We start from the raw sequence: 17313 nt of genomic DNA, 5'->3' as shown, positions 1-17313 counted from the left end.
GCTACAACCTTTCGGGAAGTTTTTTTTGACGCAACCCATGACCTTACAACAGTTTTTTGACCGAATTGGAGAACGCCCTGATTGGGTGCTTTTTTATTTTGCAGTAGTGCCATTGATGGCGTTTTTGGCAGGACTTCTAGGTAAGAATGAAGGACATATTCCGCCGTGGAACTACTTCTATGCGTTCCTGATTTATTTGATTTGTATTCCAGGGATTTTCTCCGTGACCCTCAACGTGTATCTGTTTTTGTTTGAACGGCGAAGCATTTTCGATTTCAACATTTACACCCAAATTCTTCCTTTTTTTTCCATGTTTCTGACCCTGTGGCTAATTCGCCGAAACGTAGTGTCGTTTGATTACATTCCAGGATTTCAGAAGCTGAGCGGCTTAGTACTCATGATTTTTGCCACGATTGCCATCATGTGGATTGTGGATCGTACGCGCATAGTGGTTTTCTCGTACCTCAAATTTGAGTACGTGCTGGTCATTTTTGCGTTGCTGCTTGTGTTGTTGTTATGGGGGTGGCGCAAGCTTTTTGGCTAGCCACTACAATTCTTCTACCGAACCCGCTCCCAACTCTTGAAGGAGGGTTGACCAATACTGCGTCACCGTAGGGTTGTTTTCTTTCGTACTGCTTGTGGGCTCAAACGGCAACGCAATTTTGATAGAAGACGCACTCAAGGCATACTGCTGCATTTGTTTGGCGTCGGCCTTGGCCCATTCATCCGCTTGCGCATTGTCCTTGGGAGGGTTAGAGTGAAAATCGCGGCGATTGGTGCCTTTCATGCTTTCAATCATATCACTTAGGTAATATACCCGTACCTCAGCACCCGTTTCAGCCGCTTTGGTAATAACGGGCAAACTCGCCCAAATGTCGGTTTGGCGCTGCGACGCTCCTACATTCTGCACATTAAGTTTTGTCAACAATTGTTTCAAGAAAATCATGCGCTCCCGCTGAATGCCAAGGTCGGCAGTGGTTTCGGCCGCTTCACGGTCAGTAGCATTCATGTGACTGACATCATCCACCTGGGTGCGGCAAGTGAGCGACAAAGCACGGGCTTTTTGGGTATTTTCGTGAATAAAATAGACTTCCAGTTTATCACCTTTTTGGTGAATGTTTTGTTCGACCAAATCAGTTAGAATCTGCTGGTATTTTTGCGTAACAAAAGCTTTGTTAACGTTCACACTTTGGGTTTTGTCCATAAAAACCAAGGTATAAACGGGGCCTTCGGTAACGGTTTTTTTTTCGTTTTCGGTAGAACAGGCAAAAAAGAATGCACTTGTAGCGAATACAATGAAGTAGGATAAGAGACGAGTCATGGCTATGTGAGATTTGACGCGAAGGTGGTGATTGCGGTGTTAATTCGCAATCCAAAACGGATGAGTGGTTTAATTATTGCAAAATAAGAACGAAAAAAGCCCTTAACCAAACGAGCTAAGGGCTTTTTTCAAAGGCAGTTAGGTACTCTACCAGCAATGTCTATCTTACAAGTGAATCACTTCGCCATAGGCTGCGGCAGCCGCTTCCATGATGGCCTCAGACATGGTTGGGTGAGGGTGTACCGATTTAACGATTTCGTGACCTGTCGTTTCGAGGTTACGAGCTACCACTACTTCGGCAATCATTTCGGTTACGTTGGTTCCAATCATGTGCGCGCCAAGCCATTCGCCGTATTTCGCGTCGAAAATCACTTTCACAAATCCTTCGGGAGCGCCTGCAGCTTTTGCTTTACCTGAGGCTGAGAAAGGAAACTTACCTACTTTGATTTCGTAGCCTGCTTCTTTGGCCGCTTTTTCGGTATAACCTACCGAGGCGATTTCGGGTGAGCAATACGTACAGCCAGGAATGTTGTTGTAATTGAGTGGGTGCGGATGCTCTCCTGCGATTTTCTCCACACAAATAATACCTTCCGCTGAAGCAACGTGCGCCAAGGCTTGGCCTTTAGTAACGTCACCGATGGCGTAGTAGCCAGGAACGTTGGTTTGGTAATAGTCGTCCGTAACGATTTTGCCACGTTCCAACTTAATACCTGTTTCTTCCAAACCGATGTTTTCAATATTGGCAACCACACCCGCCGCTGAAAGTACCACGTCAGTCTCAATTTTGATTTCGCCAGAAGGAGTTTTTACGGTCGAAACGCAACCTGCGCCGCTGGTATCTACTTTCTCAACGCTTGAGTTGGTATAGATTTCAACGCCTAGTTTTTTGTATTGTTTTGCCAACTCTTTCGAGATTTCTTCGTCCTCTACAGGAACGATGTTTGGCATAAACTCTACGATGGTTACTTTGGTGCCCATGCTTGCGTAAACGTACGCAAACTCAACGCCAATTGCTCCTGAACCAATCACCAACAACGATTTAGGTTGTTTTTCGAGCGACATTGCTTTGCGGTACTCGATTACTTTCTGACCGTCGATAGGGACGTTAGGAAGTTGGCGAGCACGGCCGCCAGTAGCGACGATGATGTGGTTGGCAATATATTCAGTTTTTTTACCGTCTTTTTCAACTTCTACTTTTTTGCCAGGTTTAACGCGCCCGAGGCCATCGATGATGTCGATTTTATTTTTCTTCATCAAGAAATTTACCCCTTTGCTCATTCCATTGGCAACGTCGCGGCTACGCTTAATGACAGCACCGAAATCAGCTTCTGCGCTACCTACCGTGATACCGTAATCTTTGGCGTGGTTGATGTACTGAAAAACTTGAGCACTTTTAAGCAACGCTTTGGTGGGAATACAACCCCAGTTTAAGCAAATTCCACCGAGGTGTTCTTTTTCAACGATGGCTGTTTTCAAGCCCAATTGTGAGGCACGGATAGCAGCTACGTAGCCACCAGGCCCGCTGCCGATAATTATTACATCGTACTGTGAAGCCATTTCTTCTAATTTTGAGTAGTTGGATGTTCGAATTGTGGGGAGATTGTTGCTGGGAAAGCAAACAACCTCCCTGAAAACGAACGCAAAAATAGGCTTAAAAGTTGGTTTGACAAGTAACTATCCGCAAACCCTAACCGAGTGGCCCATCTTGGTCGGCAAATGGCTGATTGTAGAGGCGTTTTCCTGTGGTTTTAAAAATCGCATTGGCCAATGCACCTCCCGTTGGCGGAAGGGCAGGCTCGCCCAAACCTGTTGGGTCGATACCGTTATTCACAAAATGTGCCTCAATTTCGGGCACTTCATTGTATCGAATGAGGCGGTACTTGTTGAAATTTTCTTGCTGTGGAGCACCGTCCTTAAATGTCAAGTTGCCGTACATGGCGTGGCCAATTCCATCGACGATTGCACCGTAAATTTGGTTTTTGGCGCTACTTTCGTTGATAACAATTCCGCAGTCAACCGCCGCATATACTTTCTTCAAAACGGGCTTTCCTTTAACCATCGTCATTTCGGCTACCTGCGCTACGTACGAGGCGTGAGAAAAATAAACGCTAAAGCCTTGAGAGACTCCTTTTTTCTTCTTGCCCCAGCCCGATTTTTCGGCCGCGAGTTTAATCACTTCACGGAAACGATTGACTTCGTACGTGATTTTTCCAACGGGCGCTTTTTGTACTTTGTCCAACAGCTCAAGGCGGAACTGCACAGGGTCTTTGCCCGCAGCCATTGCTACTTCATCCAAAAAGGCTTGTTCGGCATAGGCCAAGAAGTTGGTGATGGGGGCTCTCCAAGGGCCTGTCGTAATCGGAGATTTATAATCAGAAGATTGAATCAATAAGTTGTCAACCGCTCCTGCTGGGAAGTTATCTTGGCGGGTAGAGTTACCTGCGTTTAAACCTGCTCCGTGGAGCATGAAGCCCGTCATATTTCCCGCTTTGTCGATGGAAGCCTTGAAACGATAACGAACCGCAGGGCGATAAATACCGCCTGTCATGTCGTCTTCGCGCGTCCAAGTTACTTTAACAGGTGCTTTGATGATGCTCGACAGTTCGGCAGCTTCTACGGCATAATCGGTATTAAGACGGCGTCCAAAACCACCTCCCATGCGCGTAAGCTCCAACGTTACTTTTTCAGGGGCAATGTTGAGCATTTTGGCGATTTGTTTCTGCGCAGCTTCGGGCGTTTGGCTAGGCCCCGCTAACTCAATGCTATCTCCTTTGAAATGAGCAAAGAAGTTCATCGGTTCCATGGGAGAGTGTGGCAAAAAGGGGCACTGGTATTCTGCTTCAATGATTTTATGGGCATTCTTGAACGCGGCCTCTACATCGCCGTCTTTGCGTTGTACCGTCACGTTGGTGCCGTTAAGCATTTCTTTGAACAAACGGTCGTGGTCGGCAGAGCTTTCAAGGTCTTTTTCTTTTTCCCACTCAATTTTCACCGCCTTGCGGGCTTGCATTACTTCCCAGTTGGTTTTACCCACAATCGCCACTTTGTTTCCAAACGAAACGACATTGACAATCCCTGGCATCTTTTTAGCTTCGGTGGCATCAAATGACTTGAGTTTAAGACCAAAAGCAGGTGGGCGCTGCACCTGGGCGTGGAGCATACCTGGGCGTTTGTAATCAATTCCAAATAAGTTTTTGCCCGTCAAAATATCTTTATTGTCAACACCTTTGACGCGGCTTCCGATGAGGCTGAATGATGAATTGGCTTTTAATTTAACTTCTTTCGGAACGGGTAATTTAGAGGCTGCAACGGCAAGGTCGCCGTAGCCTAATTTCTTGCCCGAGCTGTGTACCACCATTCCTTTTTGGGCGTTGCATTCGCTAGCAGGCACGCCCCACTGCTGGGCAGCTGCTTCGATAAGCAACGCACGGGCCGTAGCGCCTGCTTTGCGGAGGCGTTCCCACGAGTGGCGAATCGCACCGCTTCCGCCCGTCAATTGGCGTTCAAATTTTTTGGTATCAAGGGGAGATTGTTCCACTTTTACCTTTTCCCAGTCAGCATCGAGTTCTTCAGCAACGATGATAGGAAACGCTGTTTTAATACCCTGACCAATTTCGGGGTTGGGAGAAAATATGGTAACAGTTCCCGAGGGAGAAATAGCTAAAAAAGCATTGAAGTCGATAGCGTCAGCGGCGGCTGTACCTACCACTTGAGGTTGAAAAGCCTCCGAGGAGAACCAACTAAACCCCAACACCAAGCCACCACCTGCGGCGGCAGTCGTTTTAAAAAAATCTCTTCTGGATTGATTTGTGCTCATGTTCGTAGGGTTATTTTTTCATTTTGGTTGCCGCCACTTTTACTGCATCATGGATACGGTGGTAAGTACCGCACCGACAAATATTGCCGACCATCGCTTCTTCAATGTCTTTATCCGATGGGTTGGGATTTTTAGAAAGTAAAGCCGAAGCTGTCATGATTTGACCCGCTTGACAATACCCACATTGCGGAACATCCACTTCATCCCACGCTTCTTGGACGGGATGCGTACCTTTTTCTGAAAGCCCCTCGATCGTCGTGATGTTGGCAGCAGAAACCGCCGAAATTGGAAGCACACACGAGCGCGTTGCATCGCCGTTGACGTGTACGGTACAAGCACCGCACATGGCCATTCCGCAGCCGTATTTAGTGCCAACTAAGTCGAGGTGATCGCGCAATACCCACAGAAGCGGCGTATTGGCATCTACATCGACGGGGTAGTTTTTGCCGTTGATTTTGAGTTGAAATAATGCCATGTTAGAGAAGATTAAAGTTGGAACTATAACATAAAGTCAGTCTAAAAAGTTAGCCTTGACGCAATGAAAGGTTATTTTTCGCGACGAATCGTGGAAGATTCAAGATTAATAACCCAACTAGGTAACAGCTTGATACTTTGGGTGGTTGATTTCGTCTAAACCTAAAAGCTAGACTTAATACAAAAGTAATTCATCGTCAAAGTTTATCTATAAAAGGGTAACTTTGTTTAAAATTAGTAACTCATGGCCTTAGAAGATAAATACGTAAACCCTTTCACTGACTTTGGTTTCAAGAAACTCTTTGGTTCTGAACCCAATAAGGACTTGCTGATTGATTTTTTGAACGAAGTCGTCCTGCCAAGTCGTCATAAAATCGCTGATTTGTCGTATGCTAAAAACGAACATCTTGGACAAAAAGAACTTGACCGCAAGGCCATTTTTGATTTGTATTGCGTAGGGACAAACGGAGAACGCTTTATTGTAGAAATGCAAAAAGCGAAACAAAATTATTTTAAAGACCGAAGCGTATTTTATGCGTCTTTTCCGATTCAAGAACAAGCAAAACGCGGAGATTGGGACTTTAAATTAGCCGAAATATATACCGTTGGGATACTAGATTTTGTTTTTACGGAAGATAGCGACAAAAAAGAAGTCCGCCACGAAGTAAAGCTCAAAGACCAAAACAACCGTATTTTTTACGAAAAACTGACGTTTATCTATTTAGAAATGCCTCATTTCACCAAAACGGAGGCTGAGCTTGAAACAGCTTACGATAAATGGCTGTATGTACTGAAGCATCTTCCTTATTTGGAAAAGCGCCCTGTGGCTTTGCAAGAGAAAATTTTCACTAAACTATTTGAAGCAGCTGAAATCGCTAAGTTTTCGGCAGCAGAGTTGGCAGGATACGAGGCCAGCCTAAAATATTACCGAGATTTAAAGAATGTGATTGATACGGCAATCGCAGAAGGTGAACTTAGAGGTAAAACGGTAGGGCATTTAGAAGGCTTGCAGGAAGGATTAGAACAAGGTTTACAACAAGGTTTACAAGAGGGTCTAAAACAGGGTATTGAAAAAGGAATAGAACAGGGAATAGAACGAGGAATTGAAAAAGGAATAGAACAGGGAATAGAACGAGGAATTGAAAAAGGGATAGAACAGGGAATGATTGAAAGCAAGAAATTGATTGCTCGTTCTGCATTGGCCGAAAATATGCCTATTGAAATTATCATGCGCTTAACAGGACTGTCGCAAGAAGAAATCGAAGCCTTGCGGTAAGGCTTGTTTATCGTTCTCATTTTCAAACAAAGTGTTCGAAATCGAACACTTTTTCTTTTTTAAAACAAAGCTAATATTCTGATAAATAAACAATTGACTTCTGGTACAGGTATTGAAGCCATTAATAGAAAAACAGCCAAAATTTTTCAAAAATGGACAGAGAGTTACCAGAAGAAAGTAAAAAGCAACAATCGCGCCGCCGTTGGCTTTGGATAGCTGTAGGCACAAGCGGGATTGTCCTTGCCGTATGGTTGCTGCGAAATTCCTTTGGAAATAGCATCAACCAAAAAGATGTGCGGCTCGCTACCGCAGAAGTGGGCGACGTGGAAAATACGCTCACTGCATCGGGCGAAGTACAGCCCGATTTTGAAGCCGTTATTACCAGCCCCATTACCGCAGTCATTCAGCAAACGTACCTAGAGCCTGGGGCTTCGGTGAAGGTAGGCGACAAAATTTTGGAGTTGGACAAAGAGTTTACCCAATTAAGCTTTGACAAACAAAAAGACCAACTCGAACTGAAACGCAACGGAATCGTCAAACTCCGCTGGGAGTTGGATAAAAGCGTGTATGATTTGAAAATCAACGACTCCATCAAAGGCTTAAAAATCAATAGCTTTCGGGCGGAAGTAGAAAATGCCAAGCGACTGTTTCGTGCAGGAGGAGGCACACGGGAGGCCATTGAGCAAGCAGAACAGACGTTACGCATCGCCCAACTCGAAAAACGCCAACTCGAAAATGATATTCGGATTAAGCAACAAACGGTGAAGGCCGACATCAAAGAGTCGGAAATCGAGGCGCAAATTCAGGCGAAAGATTTGCAAGAACTTCAACGCAAACTGCAACAAGCAAATATCACGGCGAACCGCTCGGGGGTATTGACCTACGTCAACAAAAATATTGGCTCCAAAGTCGCAGAAGGAGAAGTGTTGGCGCGTTTGGCCGATTTGAGTGGATTCAAAATCATTGGTGCCATCTCGGATAATTATGCCGAACAAATCCGAATCGGAATGGGAGTCGTGGTCAGGGTCAATGAGACGTTGCTTAGAGGTACGTTGACGAATATCTCTCCTTCGGTTCAAAACAACATCGTCAATTTTGACATTCAACTCGACGAGAAAGGGCATAAACTTCTACGCCCCAAAATGAAGGTCGAAGTCTTCCCCATTACGGATGCGCACTCGAAAGTGGTCCGAGTGACCAATGGCGCGGGTTTTACGGGAGTTCCTGTTCAGGATGTGTTTGTCCTTCGCAACGACGGCAAAGCCGAGCGCCGCACGGTAAAGGTGGGCTTGGCCAACTTTGATTATGTCGAGATTTTGGAGGGTATCAAAGCGGGAGAAAAGGTGATTATCTCAGACATGAGCAAGTTTAAAAACGCGAAAGAGGTCGAACTTATCCCCTAACAACAGCATGAAAAAGAGATACATATCCGCATTTATTGCGCTTATACTACCCTTTTGGGGAGAAAGTGGGTTGCTTTGGGGGCAAGTAGGGGTGACCCTTTCGGAAGTAGTAGAAATGGCTCGTAATCAGTCGATTTCGGCGCGGCAAGCGGCTACTACCAAAGAAACTAAGTACTGGGAATACCGCACGTTTTTGTCGAACTACAAACCTCAACTAACCCTCAACGGAAACTTGCCCGCTTTCAGTCGGTCGTTTATTGAAGTACGTCAGCCCGATGGAACGATTCAGTTCCAACCTGTTCGGAACAATAACTCTTCCTTGAACCTATCGCTGAGCCAGAGTATTGCTGCCACGGGAGGAAGTATTTATGCGACATCGCAGTTGCAGCGTTTTGATGATTTTGACCGTAAAAATACCCTTTACAACGGTACCCCATTTGCCGTTGGGTATATGCAGCCGTTGCTACGCTTCAACTCGTTTAAGTGGGACAAAAAAATTGAGCCATTAAAATTTAACGAAAGCCAACAAGCCTACGTAGAATCGTTGGAACAAATTTCGTTGCAGGCCAGTGGATTATTTTTCGATTTGTTGTTGGCGCAAGTCAATTTACAAATTGCCGAAACAAACTTGACCAACACCGATAATATTCTAAAAGTAGCCAAAGAGAAATTTGAATTGGGAAAAACAAGTCGCAACGAAATTCTTCAACTACAGTTAGAATTGCTCAAAACCCAAAAAGCAGTAGGTGTTTCAAAGCGTGATTTAGAAATCGCGTCGCTCAATTTGAAAAGCTTTATTGGTGTTCAAAACGAGGGAAAACTCGTTTTGAACACGCCACGTCCTCCAGTTGCGATGCTATTATCAACGGACAAGGCCATTGCGGAGGCATTTGCCAATCGGGCCGATGCCATTGGGTTTAGTCGTCGAAAATTAGAGGCTGAACGAGCTGTCTCCAAAGCCAAAGGCGACAACGGGCTGAATGCCACGCTGACGGCTACGATGGGCTTTTCGAACCGAGGACAAACCGTGCCTGAACTGTACCGCAAACCCCAAGACCAACAAACCGTCGAACTACAACTTGACATCCCGATTTTGGACTGGGGGCGGTCGAAATCGCGTACCAAAACCGCCGAAGCACAGCGCCAGCTAACGCAGTATGCTGTGGAGCAAGACCAACAAAATTTTCGCCAAGAAATTTACACCCAAGTATCTCTCTTTGAGATGCTTCGCGACCAGCTAGCGCTCACCGTCGAAGCCGATAGCATTGCCTCAGAAAAATACAAAATTGCCCAAGAACGCTACGTATTAGGCAACTTGAGCATTACGGATTTGAGCATTGCTTTTACCGAAAAAGACCAAGCCAAGCGCGATTATATTTATGCCTTGCGCGATTATTGGGGAGCGTATTATAAACTCCGTCAGTTGACGTTGTACGATTTTGAAACCAACAGTAAATTAAAATAACCCCACCCTGGCCCTCCCCTGTAGGGAGGGGAGAGTCATTCTCTTTCCCTACAGGGGAAGGTTAGGGGACGGGGTAAAACCAAAAACAAACCATGATACAGCTAAAAAACATCGAAAAAGTCTATCGCACAGCCACGATAGAGACAGTCGCGCTCAACAAAGTGAATTTGAGCGTCGAAAAAGGAGAATTTGTGTCGATTATGGGGCCTTCGGGTTGCGGAAAAAGTACCCTGCTCAACATCATTGGGCTGCTCGATGAGCCTTCCAAAGGGCAAGTGGAAATTGACGGAAAACAAACCAACGGCCTTTCGGATGCACAATTGGCGAGTTTCCGCAACCAAACCCTCGGATTTATCTTCCAAAGTTTCCATTTGATTAATGACTTGCCTGTTTTGGACAACGTAGAATTACCCTTGTTGTACCGCAACGTGTCGGGTGCCGAACGTAGTCGCTTGGCCTCGGAAGCGCTTGAGAAAGTAGGGTTAAGCAACCGCATGAAACACTATCCCAACCAGCTTTCGGGTGGGCAAAAACAACGCGTGGCCATTGCACGAGCCATTGTGGGGCAACCCGAAATTATCTTGGCCGATGAGCCAACGGGAAATTTGGACAGTAACATGGGTAACGAGATCATGGACATCTTACTCACCCTCAACCAGCGCGATAACACCACGATTGTAATGGTAACGCACGACGAAAACATGGCCAAGCGCACACATCGTTTGATTCGATTATTTGACGGCTCACAGGTATCCTAACTTTTAAAGCTATGCTATTTAACTACCTCAAAATCACCCTTGCCGTGCTGAAACGTCGGAAGTTCTTTACGTTTATCAGTTTGTTTGGCATCAGTTTTACGCTCACTATCTTGGTGGTGGTCACGGCTTTTTTCGACCACTTGGTGTCGGCAGGTTATCCCGAAGTAAACCGCGACAATTCGCTTTATGTATGGAATATCAAAGAAAAAGATACCAAAAATGGAGGCTCAAGCTCTGGCCCTGTTAGTTTTTCGTTTATCAATACCTACATTCGGACGCTCAAAACGCCCGCAAAAGTAGCGGCAGTGAGTATGTTCAATACCATTAATATTTATCTCAATAACCACAAAATCAAGGTGATGTATCGCTACACCGATGCTAATTTTTGGGAAGTTACTTCTTTTGAATTCTTAGAAGGAAAAAGGTACACCGCTCAAAACATCGCTAACAACGATTATGTGGTGGTTATCAATGACAATGTACGTGACCAGTACGTAGGAAAAGGCCAGCCAGCCGTTGGAAAAATGCTCGAAGTCGATAACGTAAAATACCGCATCATTGGGGTAGTGAAAGGATGTCCCGTCACACGCCTTCATACGTCTTCTGACTTGTATTTTCCTTACAATACCTCAAAAGCCGATTTGAAAAAGACAAGGCTAAGGGGAGATTACATGGCACTTATTTTGCCTAATAATCCCAACGATAAGCTCAAATTACAGGAAGAATTTAAGGCAGTTGCCTCTAAAATCAAACCTACCAAAACGGACGACAAATGGTTTAACCCTGACAAATTATACGTATTTGCCGACACCTATTTTGTGAGCTTTACGCGCGAGCTAAAAGGTTCGGGTGACGGCGACGGGTCAACGCTCATTATTTCTATTCTCCTTGGTGTTGTTCTGCTATTTATGTCGCTTCCCGCCATCAATTTGGTAAACGTCAACATGAGTCGAATCATGGAACGAGCGTCAGAGATTGGCGTGAGAAAAGCGTTTGGAGCGTCAAGCAAGACGCTTGTGATGCAGTTTGTCATTGAAAATATCATCCTGACCCTCATCGGTGGTGTAATTGCCCTAATTTTGTCATCGTTGGTGATTTTTTACATTAACCAAAGCAATCTCATTGCTTACATCGACCTGAGTTTCAACTGGAAAGTATTCTCAGTAGCGATTCTAGTTAGCCTAATATTTGGGTTATTATCAGGGGTTTATCCTGCTTGGAGAATGTCAAAATTACAGGTAGTAGATGCCTTAAAATATTAAAAGCCATGATAAAACATTTGTTTAAACTCATCTGGAAGCGAAGAAAAAGTAACTCCCTGATGATGACCGAAATCTTCTTTTCTTTCTTGATTTTGTTTGCTGTTTGCTCGCTCGGGGTGTATAATTTTCAAAACTACATGACGCCCGCTGGCCTAGAAACCAACAACGTTTGGGTAGCTTTTATCAACTTCAATACCTCAAGCGATACGGCGAAGGCGGAGTACAAAGAGCTGATTAGTCAGCAATTGAAGCGCTATCGAGAAGTAGAAAGCTTTTCCTATACAAGCTCCAACGCGCCGTTTACGTTTAGCACAATGAGCAATAGCCTATCCTATAACAAGAAAAAAGTGTCGAGCGACATTGTCTCAGTAGAGCCCGATTTTCCCAAAGCAATGAGCATGGAAATAACGCAAGGCCGTTGGTTTACGAAGGGCGATATTGCGGGGAATTTTGTGCCTGTGGTTATCACCAAACACTTGGCCAAAGAGTTATTTAGCACAGAAGACGCCGTTGGAAAAATAATTGGAGATGGCGAAGAGGCAGCAGTAAGTAAGAAAATGAAAGTAGTAGGCGTGGTAGATTACTACAAACACAAAAGTGATTTTCAAGAACTTGACAATACCCTCTTCCGCCCTTCTTCTGACAAATGGGACGATACTATGGTGCTAAAAGTGAGAGCGGGAAGTGGGGCTGAGGAGGAAGCCAAAATTGTACGGGAACTAGCACGCCTTGGCAAAGATTGGACAATCGAAATTCAGCAGATGGGCGAAATGAAATCGAACCGTAATAACTTGGTGTTGGTGCCTGTTTTGATTTTGTTGATTATCTGCGGCTTTTTGGTCTTCAATGTCGCTTTGGGGATGTTTGGGGTATTGTTCCAAACCATCAATCGCCGCAAGCAAGAAATTGGCGTTCGCCGCGCTATGGGCGCTACCAAGGGAGCAATTTTATGGCATTTTATTGGAGAAACGGCCGTTATCGCCACCTTTGGGCTGATTCTGGGCTTGTTTTTCGCCATTCAATTTCCGCTACTAAACGTCTTTGACGTGGAAGCGAGTGTATATTTGTTTGGTATGTTATTGGCTGTCATTGCGATTTACGTACTCGTCGGTATCTGTGCCTTTTACCCAAGCCGCCAAGCCTCGGTGTTGCAGCCTGCGGTGGTGCTGCATGAAGAATAAAAAGCAGAGGGCAGAGGGAGAGTGGCATGGGGATGGTAAATTCGGTGTATCTTTGTTAATTTTTGAGCTTTCAGCACCTTTCTCAGTAAGCTATGATTGAACGTAAGTTTAGGTTTGAGGATTTAGAAATTTGGAAAATTGCCATAGAAATAGGCGATGAGTTGTATGATATTGCGGATAGACTCGAAGAAAAGAAAAAATACCGTTTTGCAGAACAACTTAGGGGGGCAGCGATGAGCATTTCAAATAACATAGCAGAAGGAGCTGGATCTTCATCGAAACCAGAATTTTCCCAGTTTTTGAATTATGCCAGACGTTCTTGCTATGAGTGTGCTAATATTCTAATTATTTCAGAACGACGAAATTATGTCTCACTTACGGAAAAAGAGGCGTTATTTGCTCGTTTAGAAGAATTGAGTAGAAAAATTACAAATTTTCAAAAGGCCCTTAAATAATATAACGCCCGTGCCCTTTGCCCAATACCCTATGCTCTCCTCCCCATGCTTCTAATCATTGACGACGATATTGCTGTTTGTACTTCACTTTCACTTTTGGCGCGGAAGGAGGGGTTTGACGTGGCCGTTGCGCACAACCCCGACGACGCGTTTCGGATTCTGAAGCGGCACGAAGTGGCATTGGTATTGCTCGATATGAATTTTTCCAACGAAACTTCAGGCAGAGATGGGTTACAGATGCTTCAGGAGCTAAAAACCTTGAAGCCAACACTACCTGTGATTCTCATTACGGGCTGGGCTACCATCGACTTGGCCGTACAAGGAATGAAACTCGGCGCGGCTGATTTTATTAACAAACCGTGGCAAAACGCGCATTTGATACAGTCAGTGCGGACGGCCCTGGCTTTGGCCCATTCAGAAGCAAAGGGCAAGGAGCAAAGGGCAGAAGAAATGCCAGATTCCTCACCGATTGCCCCTCGCCCCTTGCCCACTGCCCTTTCCCGCCGTGCGTTGGACAAGCAGTTTGATTTTGCGCAAATCGTAGGAGAGTCACCACAATTGGTACAGATTTTACAGACCATTGGCCGCATCGCGCATACCGATGCCTCGGTGCTGATTTTGGGAGAAAGTGGCACGGGAAAAGAATTGGTGGCCGAAGCCATCCATCAAAATAGCCAACGTGCCAAGCGACCGTTTGTCAAGGTCAATTTGGGTGGAGTTTCGACCAGCCTTTTTGAGTCCGAGATGTTTGGGCACGTTCGCGGAGCGTTTACCGACGCTCGTTTTGACCGCACAGGGCGCTTTGAAATGGCGAACCGAGGAACCATCTTTTTGGACGAAATCGGCGAACTCGACGCCAGTAGTCAAGTCAAGCTGTTGCGGGTATTGCAAGACCGAACCTACGAGGTGTTGGGAAGTAGTAAAACCAAATCGGTGGATGTACGAGTGATTTGTGCTACGAACCGAAACCTCGAAGAAATGGTGGCAAAAGGTACATTTCGCGAAGATTTGCTGTACCGAATCAATTTGATTATCATCCACTTGCCCGCTTTGCGTGAGCGTCCCAATGATATTCCACTGTTGGTGGAGTTTTTTGTGGATAACTTGCGCCAAATCTACCAACGCCCCCATTTACAAGTAACACGAGAAGCATTACAGTGGCTAAAAAACCTGAACTTGCCTGGAAATATTCGACAGCTTAAAAATTTGGTAGAACGTACGGTACTGATTAGCCATCGCGACGTACTAACGATTGAAGATTTTCAACAAAATTACCAAGGTTCTAAAAATTCGACACTCTCCACTCCTCCTTCGACCCTCCCAGATGTGGGTAGCATGACGCTCGAAGAAATGGAAATTCAGATGATTCGTCGGGCAATGGAGTTTCACCGCGGGAAAGTCGCTCGCGTAGCCAAATCGTTGGGCATTACTCGTTCCGCACTTTACCGACGTTTGGAAAAGTTTAATATCCCTTTTGATGAAGAGTAAAGTAAATAAATGGGCAAATTTGCAAGTGAGGCAAAAAAGCAAAATTAATGGATACTTCACGTAGAGCTTCTAAGGCTTAGATAATCAGCTTTTTGTATTCTTTGCGTCACTGCGACTTTGCGTGAATAGATTGGCATTAACTAGCCCAAAAAAATGGCGCTAGCAGCAAGGAATTTTCAGTACGCTGGTACCAATCGTTGAAAACAAGCTCCAACATATTGACGTCAAACGTACCAAAATCGTACACATAAAATGCTTGAAGACGCTCCACAAAAGCAACGGGCTGCACGAGCGGGACATGGAAACGAATCACGGTCGAATGCGCCGTTTGAATGCTATAACGTTTGTCAATAGAATGCTGCAGCGATGATGTTTTGAAAGTCGTTCGGAGGTCGTTACGAATGGCAGCTAGGGTATCGTCCATCGGAAAACCTTGTACAAGTACACAGCTTGAGGAGGCAGTAATACCCGAAAAACGCACCCGAAAACCCGCATATTTTTTAACAACCTCACGGATACGGTCAATGTACTCTTGCGGATGAATCGTTGAAAGTGAAAAACCTTCGTAACACGAAATAATCGACAAGACTGTCAGATGAATATCCGTCAAAGGGTAGTAATATTGCTGAGGTTCTAGGAGAAATAACGCATCAAGCATCGTACGAATTTGCTGCTTACTTTCTTCCGACGGCCGTGCAATAAGCGTAATACCACGACGTGTATCAGCGGGGGAATCAATCAGCGGGTCGTACTCAAAAAGACCCTTCGCGAATCCTTCGTTGGCCGCGAGCCACATCTGTTGGTAATGCGCTTCTAAATTCATGGAGTTATGAGACTAGGCACCAAATTTATCGTTTTTATTGCTATCATTCATTTGGTAGCCTTGGGACTTTCGTTCGCGATTTTTTTTACAAAACCGCTGTTGTTTATACTTTCGGAAGCGTTCATTTTGCTTTCATTGTTTTTTTCGTGGCAGGTATATCAAGACCTGATTCAGCCGCTAAAGCTGTTGATGACGGGCGTGGAAGCCATTCATGACCGCGATTTTAACGTTAAATTTTTAAAAACGGGCAAGTACGAAATGGATCAACTCATTGAGGTCTATAACCAAATGATTGACCAACTTCGTACCGAACGGACACAGCAACAAGAACAGCATTATTTTCTCCAAAAACTCGTTGCCACTTCGCCAACGGGGATATTGATGTTGGATTTTGACCAACACATCACCGACCTAAACCCCAAGGCTGAAGAAATAGTGGGAATACCTGCTCGACAACTTCTTCAGCAGTCGCTGACCGAAAGCTCACATCCGATACTACAAGCATTGAGTCGTTTGAAAACGGGCGAAGCACGTACGTTCAATTTCAACGGGGTAGCGCTCTTTAAATGCCAAAAAGCCCATTTTATCGACCGCGGTTTTCCTCGGTATTTTGTGATGTTGGAAGAACTAACGGCGGAGATTTTGGCCGCCGAAAAAAATGCCTATGGGAAAGTCATTCGCTTGATGGCGCACGAAGTCAACAACTCAATTGGAGCCGTTAACTCGATTTTAGACTCGACTTTATATTATTTGGGCGAAAACCCTGACGTCCAAAGCGCGGTGCGGATAGCGATGGAACGCAACGACCACCTGAATCAGTTTATGCGAAATTTTGCGGACATTGTCCGTTTACCAATGCCCCAAAAACAGCGCCTTGACTTGCACGAATTGCTTGAAAACATGGCCAAATTGATGGAATTCAACGCCCGAAGCCGCGAAATAACATTGGAATGGGCGCTTCACCCCCAGCCGATTTGGCTCGACGCCGACCGTCAGCAGTTGGAACAAGTGCTGGTAAACGTGATTAAAAATGCGTTTGAAAGCATCGGAAGTGGTGGAAAAGTCGTCTTCAAAACATCTCCGTCCCAGTTAGAAATCATCGACAGCGGCGCAGGAATCTCCGCCGACGTGGCGGCTCAGTTGTTTACCCCATTTTTTTCTACCAAGAAAAACGGGCAGGGGATTGGTCTTACCCTTGTGCGTGAGATTTTGCACAACCACGGCTTCTCAGCCTCACTCCAAACCGAAGAAGTGGGTAAAACGGTGTTTCGAGTGGGGTTTTGAGGGTGGGATTATAACCTGAGGTGCTTAGGGTCTCTTCTTGAAAAAGGCTTCAATCTCTTCTTGGTTCATTACGTTACCTTCCAGAATATCGTTTTCTGCTCTTTTGAGTTTGCTTGATAGTTCTTCCTGAGTCATGGGTTTCAACTTATCTTTTACGCGTTTTTGACGCTCTTGACGCAAAAGATTAGACAATTTGAGTAGTATCGTTTCATCATTAACTCGAAGATACTCTGACAAAAATTCTAATTTGTGGGCTTGAATGTCCATGAGTGGTTTACAGATTTCTTTGTTAACAAATATACATAA

At 45.1% G+C, this 17313-nt stretch carries 16 protein-coding genes; 10 read left to right on the top strand and 6 right to left on the bottom strand.

The features are described 5' to 3' along the window. The first annotated feature begins 37 nt into the window (after positions 1-37). A complete protein-coding gene (locus DTQ70_RS26075; protein WP_122933517.1) occupies positions 38-544 on the top strand; it encodes a hypothetical protein in 507 nt (168 codons plus the stop codon). A 3-nt stretch (positions 545-547) separates the two neighbouring features. Here DTQ70_RS26075 and DTQ70_RS26070 read toward each other — a convergent pair whose 3' ends face one another. The 4 genes from DTQ70_RS26070 to DTQ70_RS26055 all read right to left on the bottom strand — a co-directional run bounded on the left by DTQ70_RS26070 (position 548) and on the right by DTQ70_RS26055 (position 5613). After that, positions 548-1321 carry a hypothetical protein gene (locus DTQ70_RS26070; RefSeq protein ID WP_122933516.1) on the bottom strand — a complete coding sequence of 258 codons (774 nt, stop codon included), beginning with the start codon at positions 1319-1321 and terminating at the stop codon, positions 548-550. A 165-nt stretch (positions 1322-1486) separates the two neighbouring features. Continuing rightward, on the bottom strand, positions 1487-2878 hold the full coding sequence (gene lpdA, locus DTQ70_RS26065; RefSeq protein WP_122933515.1) for a dihydrolipoyl dehydrogenase: 1392 nt from the start codon (positions 2876-2878) through the stop codon (positions 1487-1489). 130 nt (positions 2879-3008) lie between these two features. Next, positions 3009-5138, bottom strand: a complete 2130-nt coding sequence (locus DTQ70_RS26060) for a xanthine dehydrogenase family protein molybdopterin-binding subunit (RefSeq protein ID WP_122933514.1) — start codon at positions 5136-5138, stop codon at positions 3009-3011. Positions 5139-5148: 10 nt separating this feature from the next. Then, the gene (locus DTQ70_RS26055; RefSeq protein WP_028524879.1) at positions 5149-5613 is read right to left on the bottom strand and encodes a (2Fe-2S)-binding protein; all 465 of its coding nucleotides are present in this window, start codon (positions 5611-5613) and stop codon (positions 5149-5151) included. 243 nt (positions 5614-5856) lie between these two features. On the opposite strand from DTQ70_RS26055, the gene DTQ70_RS26050 reads away from it, so the two are divergent. The 8 genes from DTQ70_RS26050 to DTQ70_RS26015 all read left to right on the top strand — a co-directional run bounded on the left by DTQ70_RS26050 (position 5857) and on the right by DTQ70_RS26015 (position 14900). Continuing rightward, positions 5857-6888: an Rpn family recombination-promoting nuclease/putative transposase gene (locus DTQ70_RS26050; RefSeq protein ID WP_122933513.1), complete on the top strand. Its 1032-nt coding sequence runs from the start codon at positions 5857-5859 to the stop codon at positions 6886-6888. Positions 6889-7040: 152 nt separating this feature from the next. After that, positions 7041-8291: an efflux RND transporter periplasmic adaptor subunit gene (locus tag DTQ70_RS26045; protein WP_122933512.1), complete on the top strand. Its 1251-nt coding sequence runs from the start codon at positions 7041-7043 to the stop codon at positions 8289-8291. Between the two features lie 7 nt (positions 8292-8298). After that, positions 8299-9756, top strand: a complete 1458-nt coding sequence (locus DTQ70_RS26040; RefSeq protein ID WP_122933511.1) for a TolC family protein — start codon at positions 8299-8301, stop codon at positions 9754-9756. Between the two features lie 92 nt (positions 9757-9848). After that, positions 9849-10514, top strand: a complete 666-nt coding sequence (locus tag DTQ70_RS26035; RefSeq protein WP_122933510.1) for an ABC transporter ATP-binding protein — start codon at positions 9849-9851, stop codon at positions 10512-10514. A gap of 11 nt (positions 10515-10525) precedes the next feature. Beyond that, positions 10526-11776, top strand: coding sequence for an ABC transporter permease (locus DTQ70_RS26030; protein WP_122933509.1), 1251 nt, complete (start codon positions 10526-10528; stop codon positions 11774-11776). A 5-nt stretch (positions 11777-11781) separates the two neighbouring features. Beyond that, entirely contained in the window at positions 11782-12957 is a 1176-nt protein-coding gene (locus DTQ70_RS26025; protein ID WP_122933508.1) for an ABC transporter permease, read from the top strand. Positions 12958-13049: 92 nt separating this feature from the next. Next, entirely contained in the window at positions 13050-13412 is a 363-nt protein-coding gene (locus DTQ70_RS26020; protein WP_122933507.1) for a four helix bundle protein, read from the top strand. A 45-nt stretch (positions 13413-13457) separates the two neighbouring features. Then, positions 13458-14900: a sigma-54 dependent transcriptional regulator gene (locus tag DTQ70_RS26015; protein ID WP_122933506.1), complete on the top strand. Its 1443-nt coding sequence runs from the start codon at positions 13458-13460 to the stop codon at positions 14898-14900. A 136-nt stretch (positions 14901-15036) separates the two neighbouring features. On the opposite strand, the gene DTQ70_RS26010 is transcribed toward DTQ70_RS26015, so the two are convergent. Next, a complete protein-coding gene (locus DTQ70_RS26010; protein ID WP_122933505.1) occupies positions 15037-15723 on the bottom strand; it encodes a 2'-5' RNA ligase family protein in 687 nt (228 codons plus the stop codon). Between the two features lie 6 nt (positions 15724-15729). Between DTQ70_RS26010 and DTQ70_RS26005 the strand changes: the two genes are divergently transcribed. Further along, the gene (locus DTQ70_RS26005; RefSeq protein ID WP_122933504.1) at positions 15730-17007 is read left to right on the top strand and encodes a PAS domain-containing sensor histidine kinase; all 1278 of its coding nucleotides are present in this window, start codon (positions 15730-15732) and stop codon (positions 17005-17007) included. A gap of 24 nt (positions 17008-17031) precedes the next feature. Here the strand turns inward: DTQ70_RS26005 and DTQ70_RS26000 are convergent, their stop codons facing one another. Further along, positions 17032-17274: a hypothetical protein gene (locus DTQ70_RS26000; RefSeq protein ID WP_122933503.1), complete on the bottom strand. Its 243-nt coding sequence runs from the start codon at positions 17272-17274 to the stop codon at positions 17032-17034. Positions 17275-17313: the final 39 nt, after the last annotated feature.

This window comes from Runella sp. SP2 (genome assembly GCF_003711225.1).
GTDB lineage: Bacteria > Bacteroidota > Bacteroidia > Cytophagales > Spirosomataceae > Runella.
This window is presented reverse-complemented; position numbering and strand designations above follow the sequence as displayed.

Excerpts from the sequence above, each read along its gene's own strand:
- DTQ70_RS26055 (WP_028524879.1), bottom strand. The coding sequence starts at position 5,613 with ATGGCATTATTTCAACTCAAAATCAACGGCAAAAACTACCCCGTCGAT.
- DTQ70_RS26050 (WP_122933513.1), top strand. The coding sequence starts at position 5,857 with ATGGCCTTAGAAGATAAATACGTAAACCCTTTCACTGACTTTGGTTTC.
- DTQ70_RS26025 (WP_122933508.1), top strand. The coding sequence starts at position 11,782 with ATGATAAAACATTTGTTTAAACTCATCTGGAAGCGAAGAAAAAGTAAC.
- DTQ70_RS26035 (WP_122933510.1), top strand. The coding sequence starts at position 9,849 with ATGATACAGCTAAAAAACATCGAAAAAGTCTATCGCACAGCCACGATA.
- DTQ70_RS26020 (WP_122933507.1), top strand. The coding sequence starts at position 13,050 with ATGATTGAACGTAAGTTTAGGTTTGAGGATTTAGAAATTTGGAAAATT.
- DTQ70_RS26005 (WP_122933504.1), top strand. The coding sequence starts at position 15,730 with ATGAGACTAGGCACCAAATTTATCGTTTTTATTGCTATCATTCATTTG.
- DTQ70_RS26075 (WP_122933517.1), top strand. The coding sequence starts at position 38 with ATGACCTTACAACAGTTTTTTGACCGAATTGGAGAACGCCCTGATTGG.
- DTQ70_RS26070 (WP_122933516.1), bottom strand. The coding sequence starts at position 1,321 with ATGACTCGTCTCTTATCCTACTTCATTGTATTCGCTACAAGTGCATTC.
- DTQ70_RS26045 (WP_122933512.1), top strand. The coding sequence starts at position 7,041 with ATGGACAGAGAGTTACCAGAAGAAAGTAAAAAGCAACAATCGCGCCGC.
- lpdA (WP_122933515.1), bottom strand. The coding sequence starts at position 2,878 with ATGGCTTCACAGTACGATGTAATAATTATCGGCAGCGGGCCTGGTGGC.
- DTQ70_RS26000 (WP_122933503.1), bottom strand. The coding sequence starts at position 17,274 with ATGGACATTCAAGCCCACAAATTAGAATTTTTGTCAGAGTATCTTCGA.
- DTQ70_RS26060 (WP_122933514.1), bottom strand. The coding sequence starts at position 5,138 with ATGAGCACAAATCAATCCAGAAGAGATTTTTTTAAAACGACTGCCGCC.
- DTQ70_RS26030 (WP_122933509.1), top strand. The coding sequence starts at position 10,526 with ATGCTATTTAACTACCTCAAAATCACCCTTGCCGTGCTGAAACGTCGG.
- DTQ70_RS26015 (WP_122933506.1), top strand. The coding sequence starts at position 13,458 with ATGCTTCTAATCATTGACGACGATATTGCTGTTTGTACTTCACTTTCA.
- DTQ70_RS26010 (WP_122933505.1), bottom strand. The coding sequence starts at position 15,723 with ATGAATTTAGAAGCGCATTACCAACAGATGTGGCTCGCGGCCAACGAA.
- DTQ70_RS26040 (WP_122933511.1), top strand. The coding sequence starts at position 8,299 with ATGAAAAAGAGATACATATCCGCATTTATTGCGCTTATACTACCCTTT.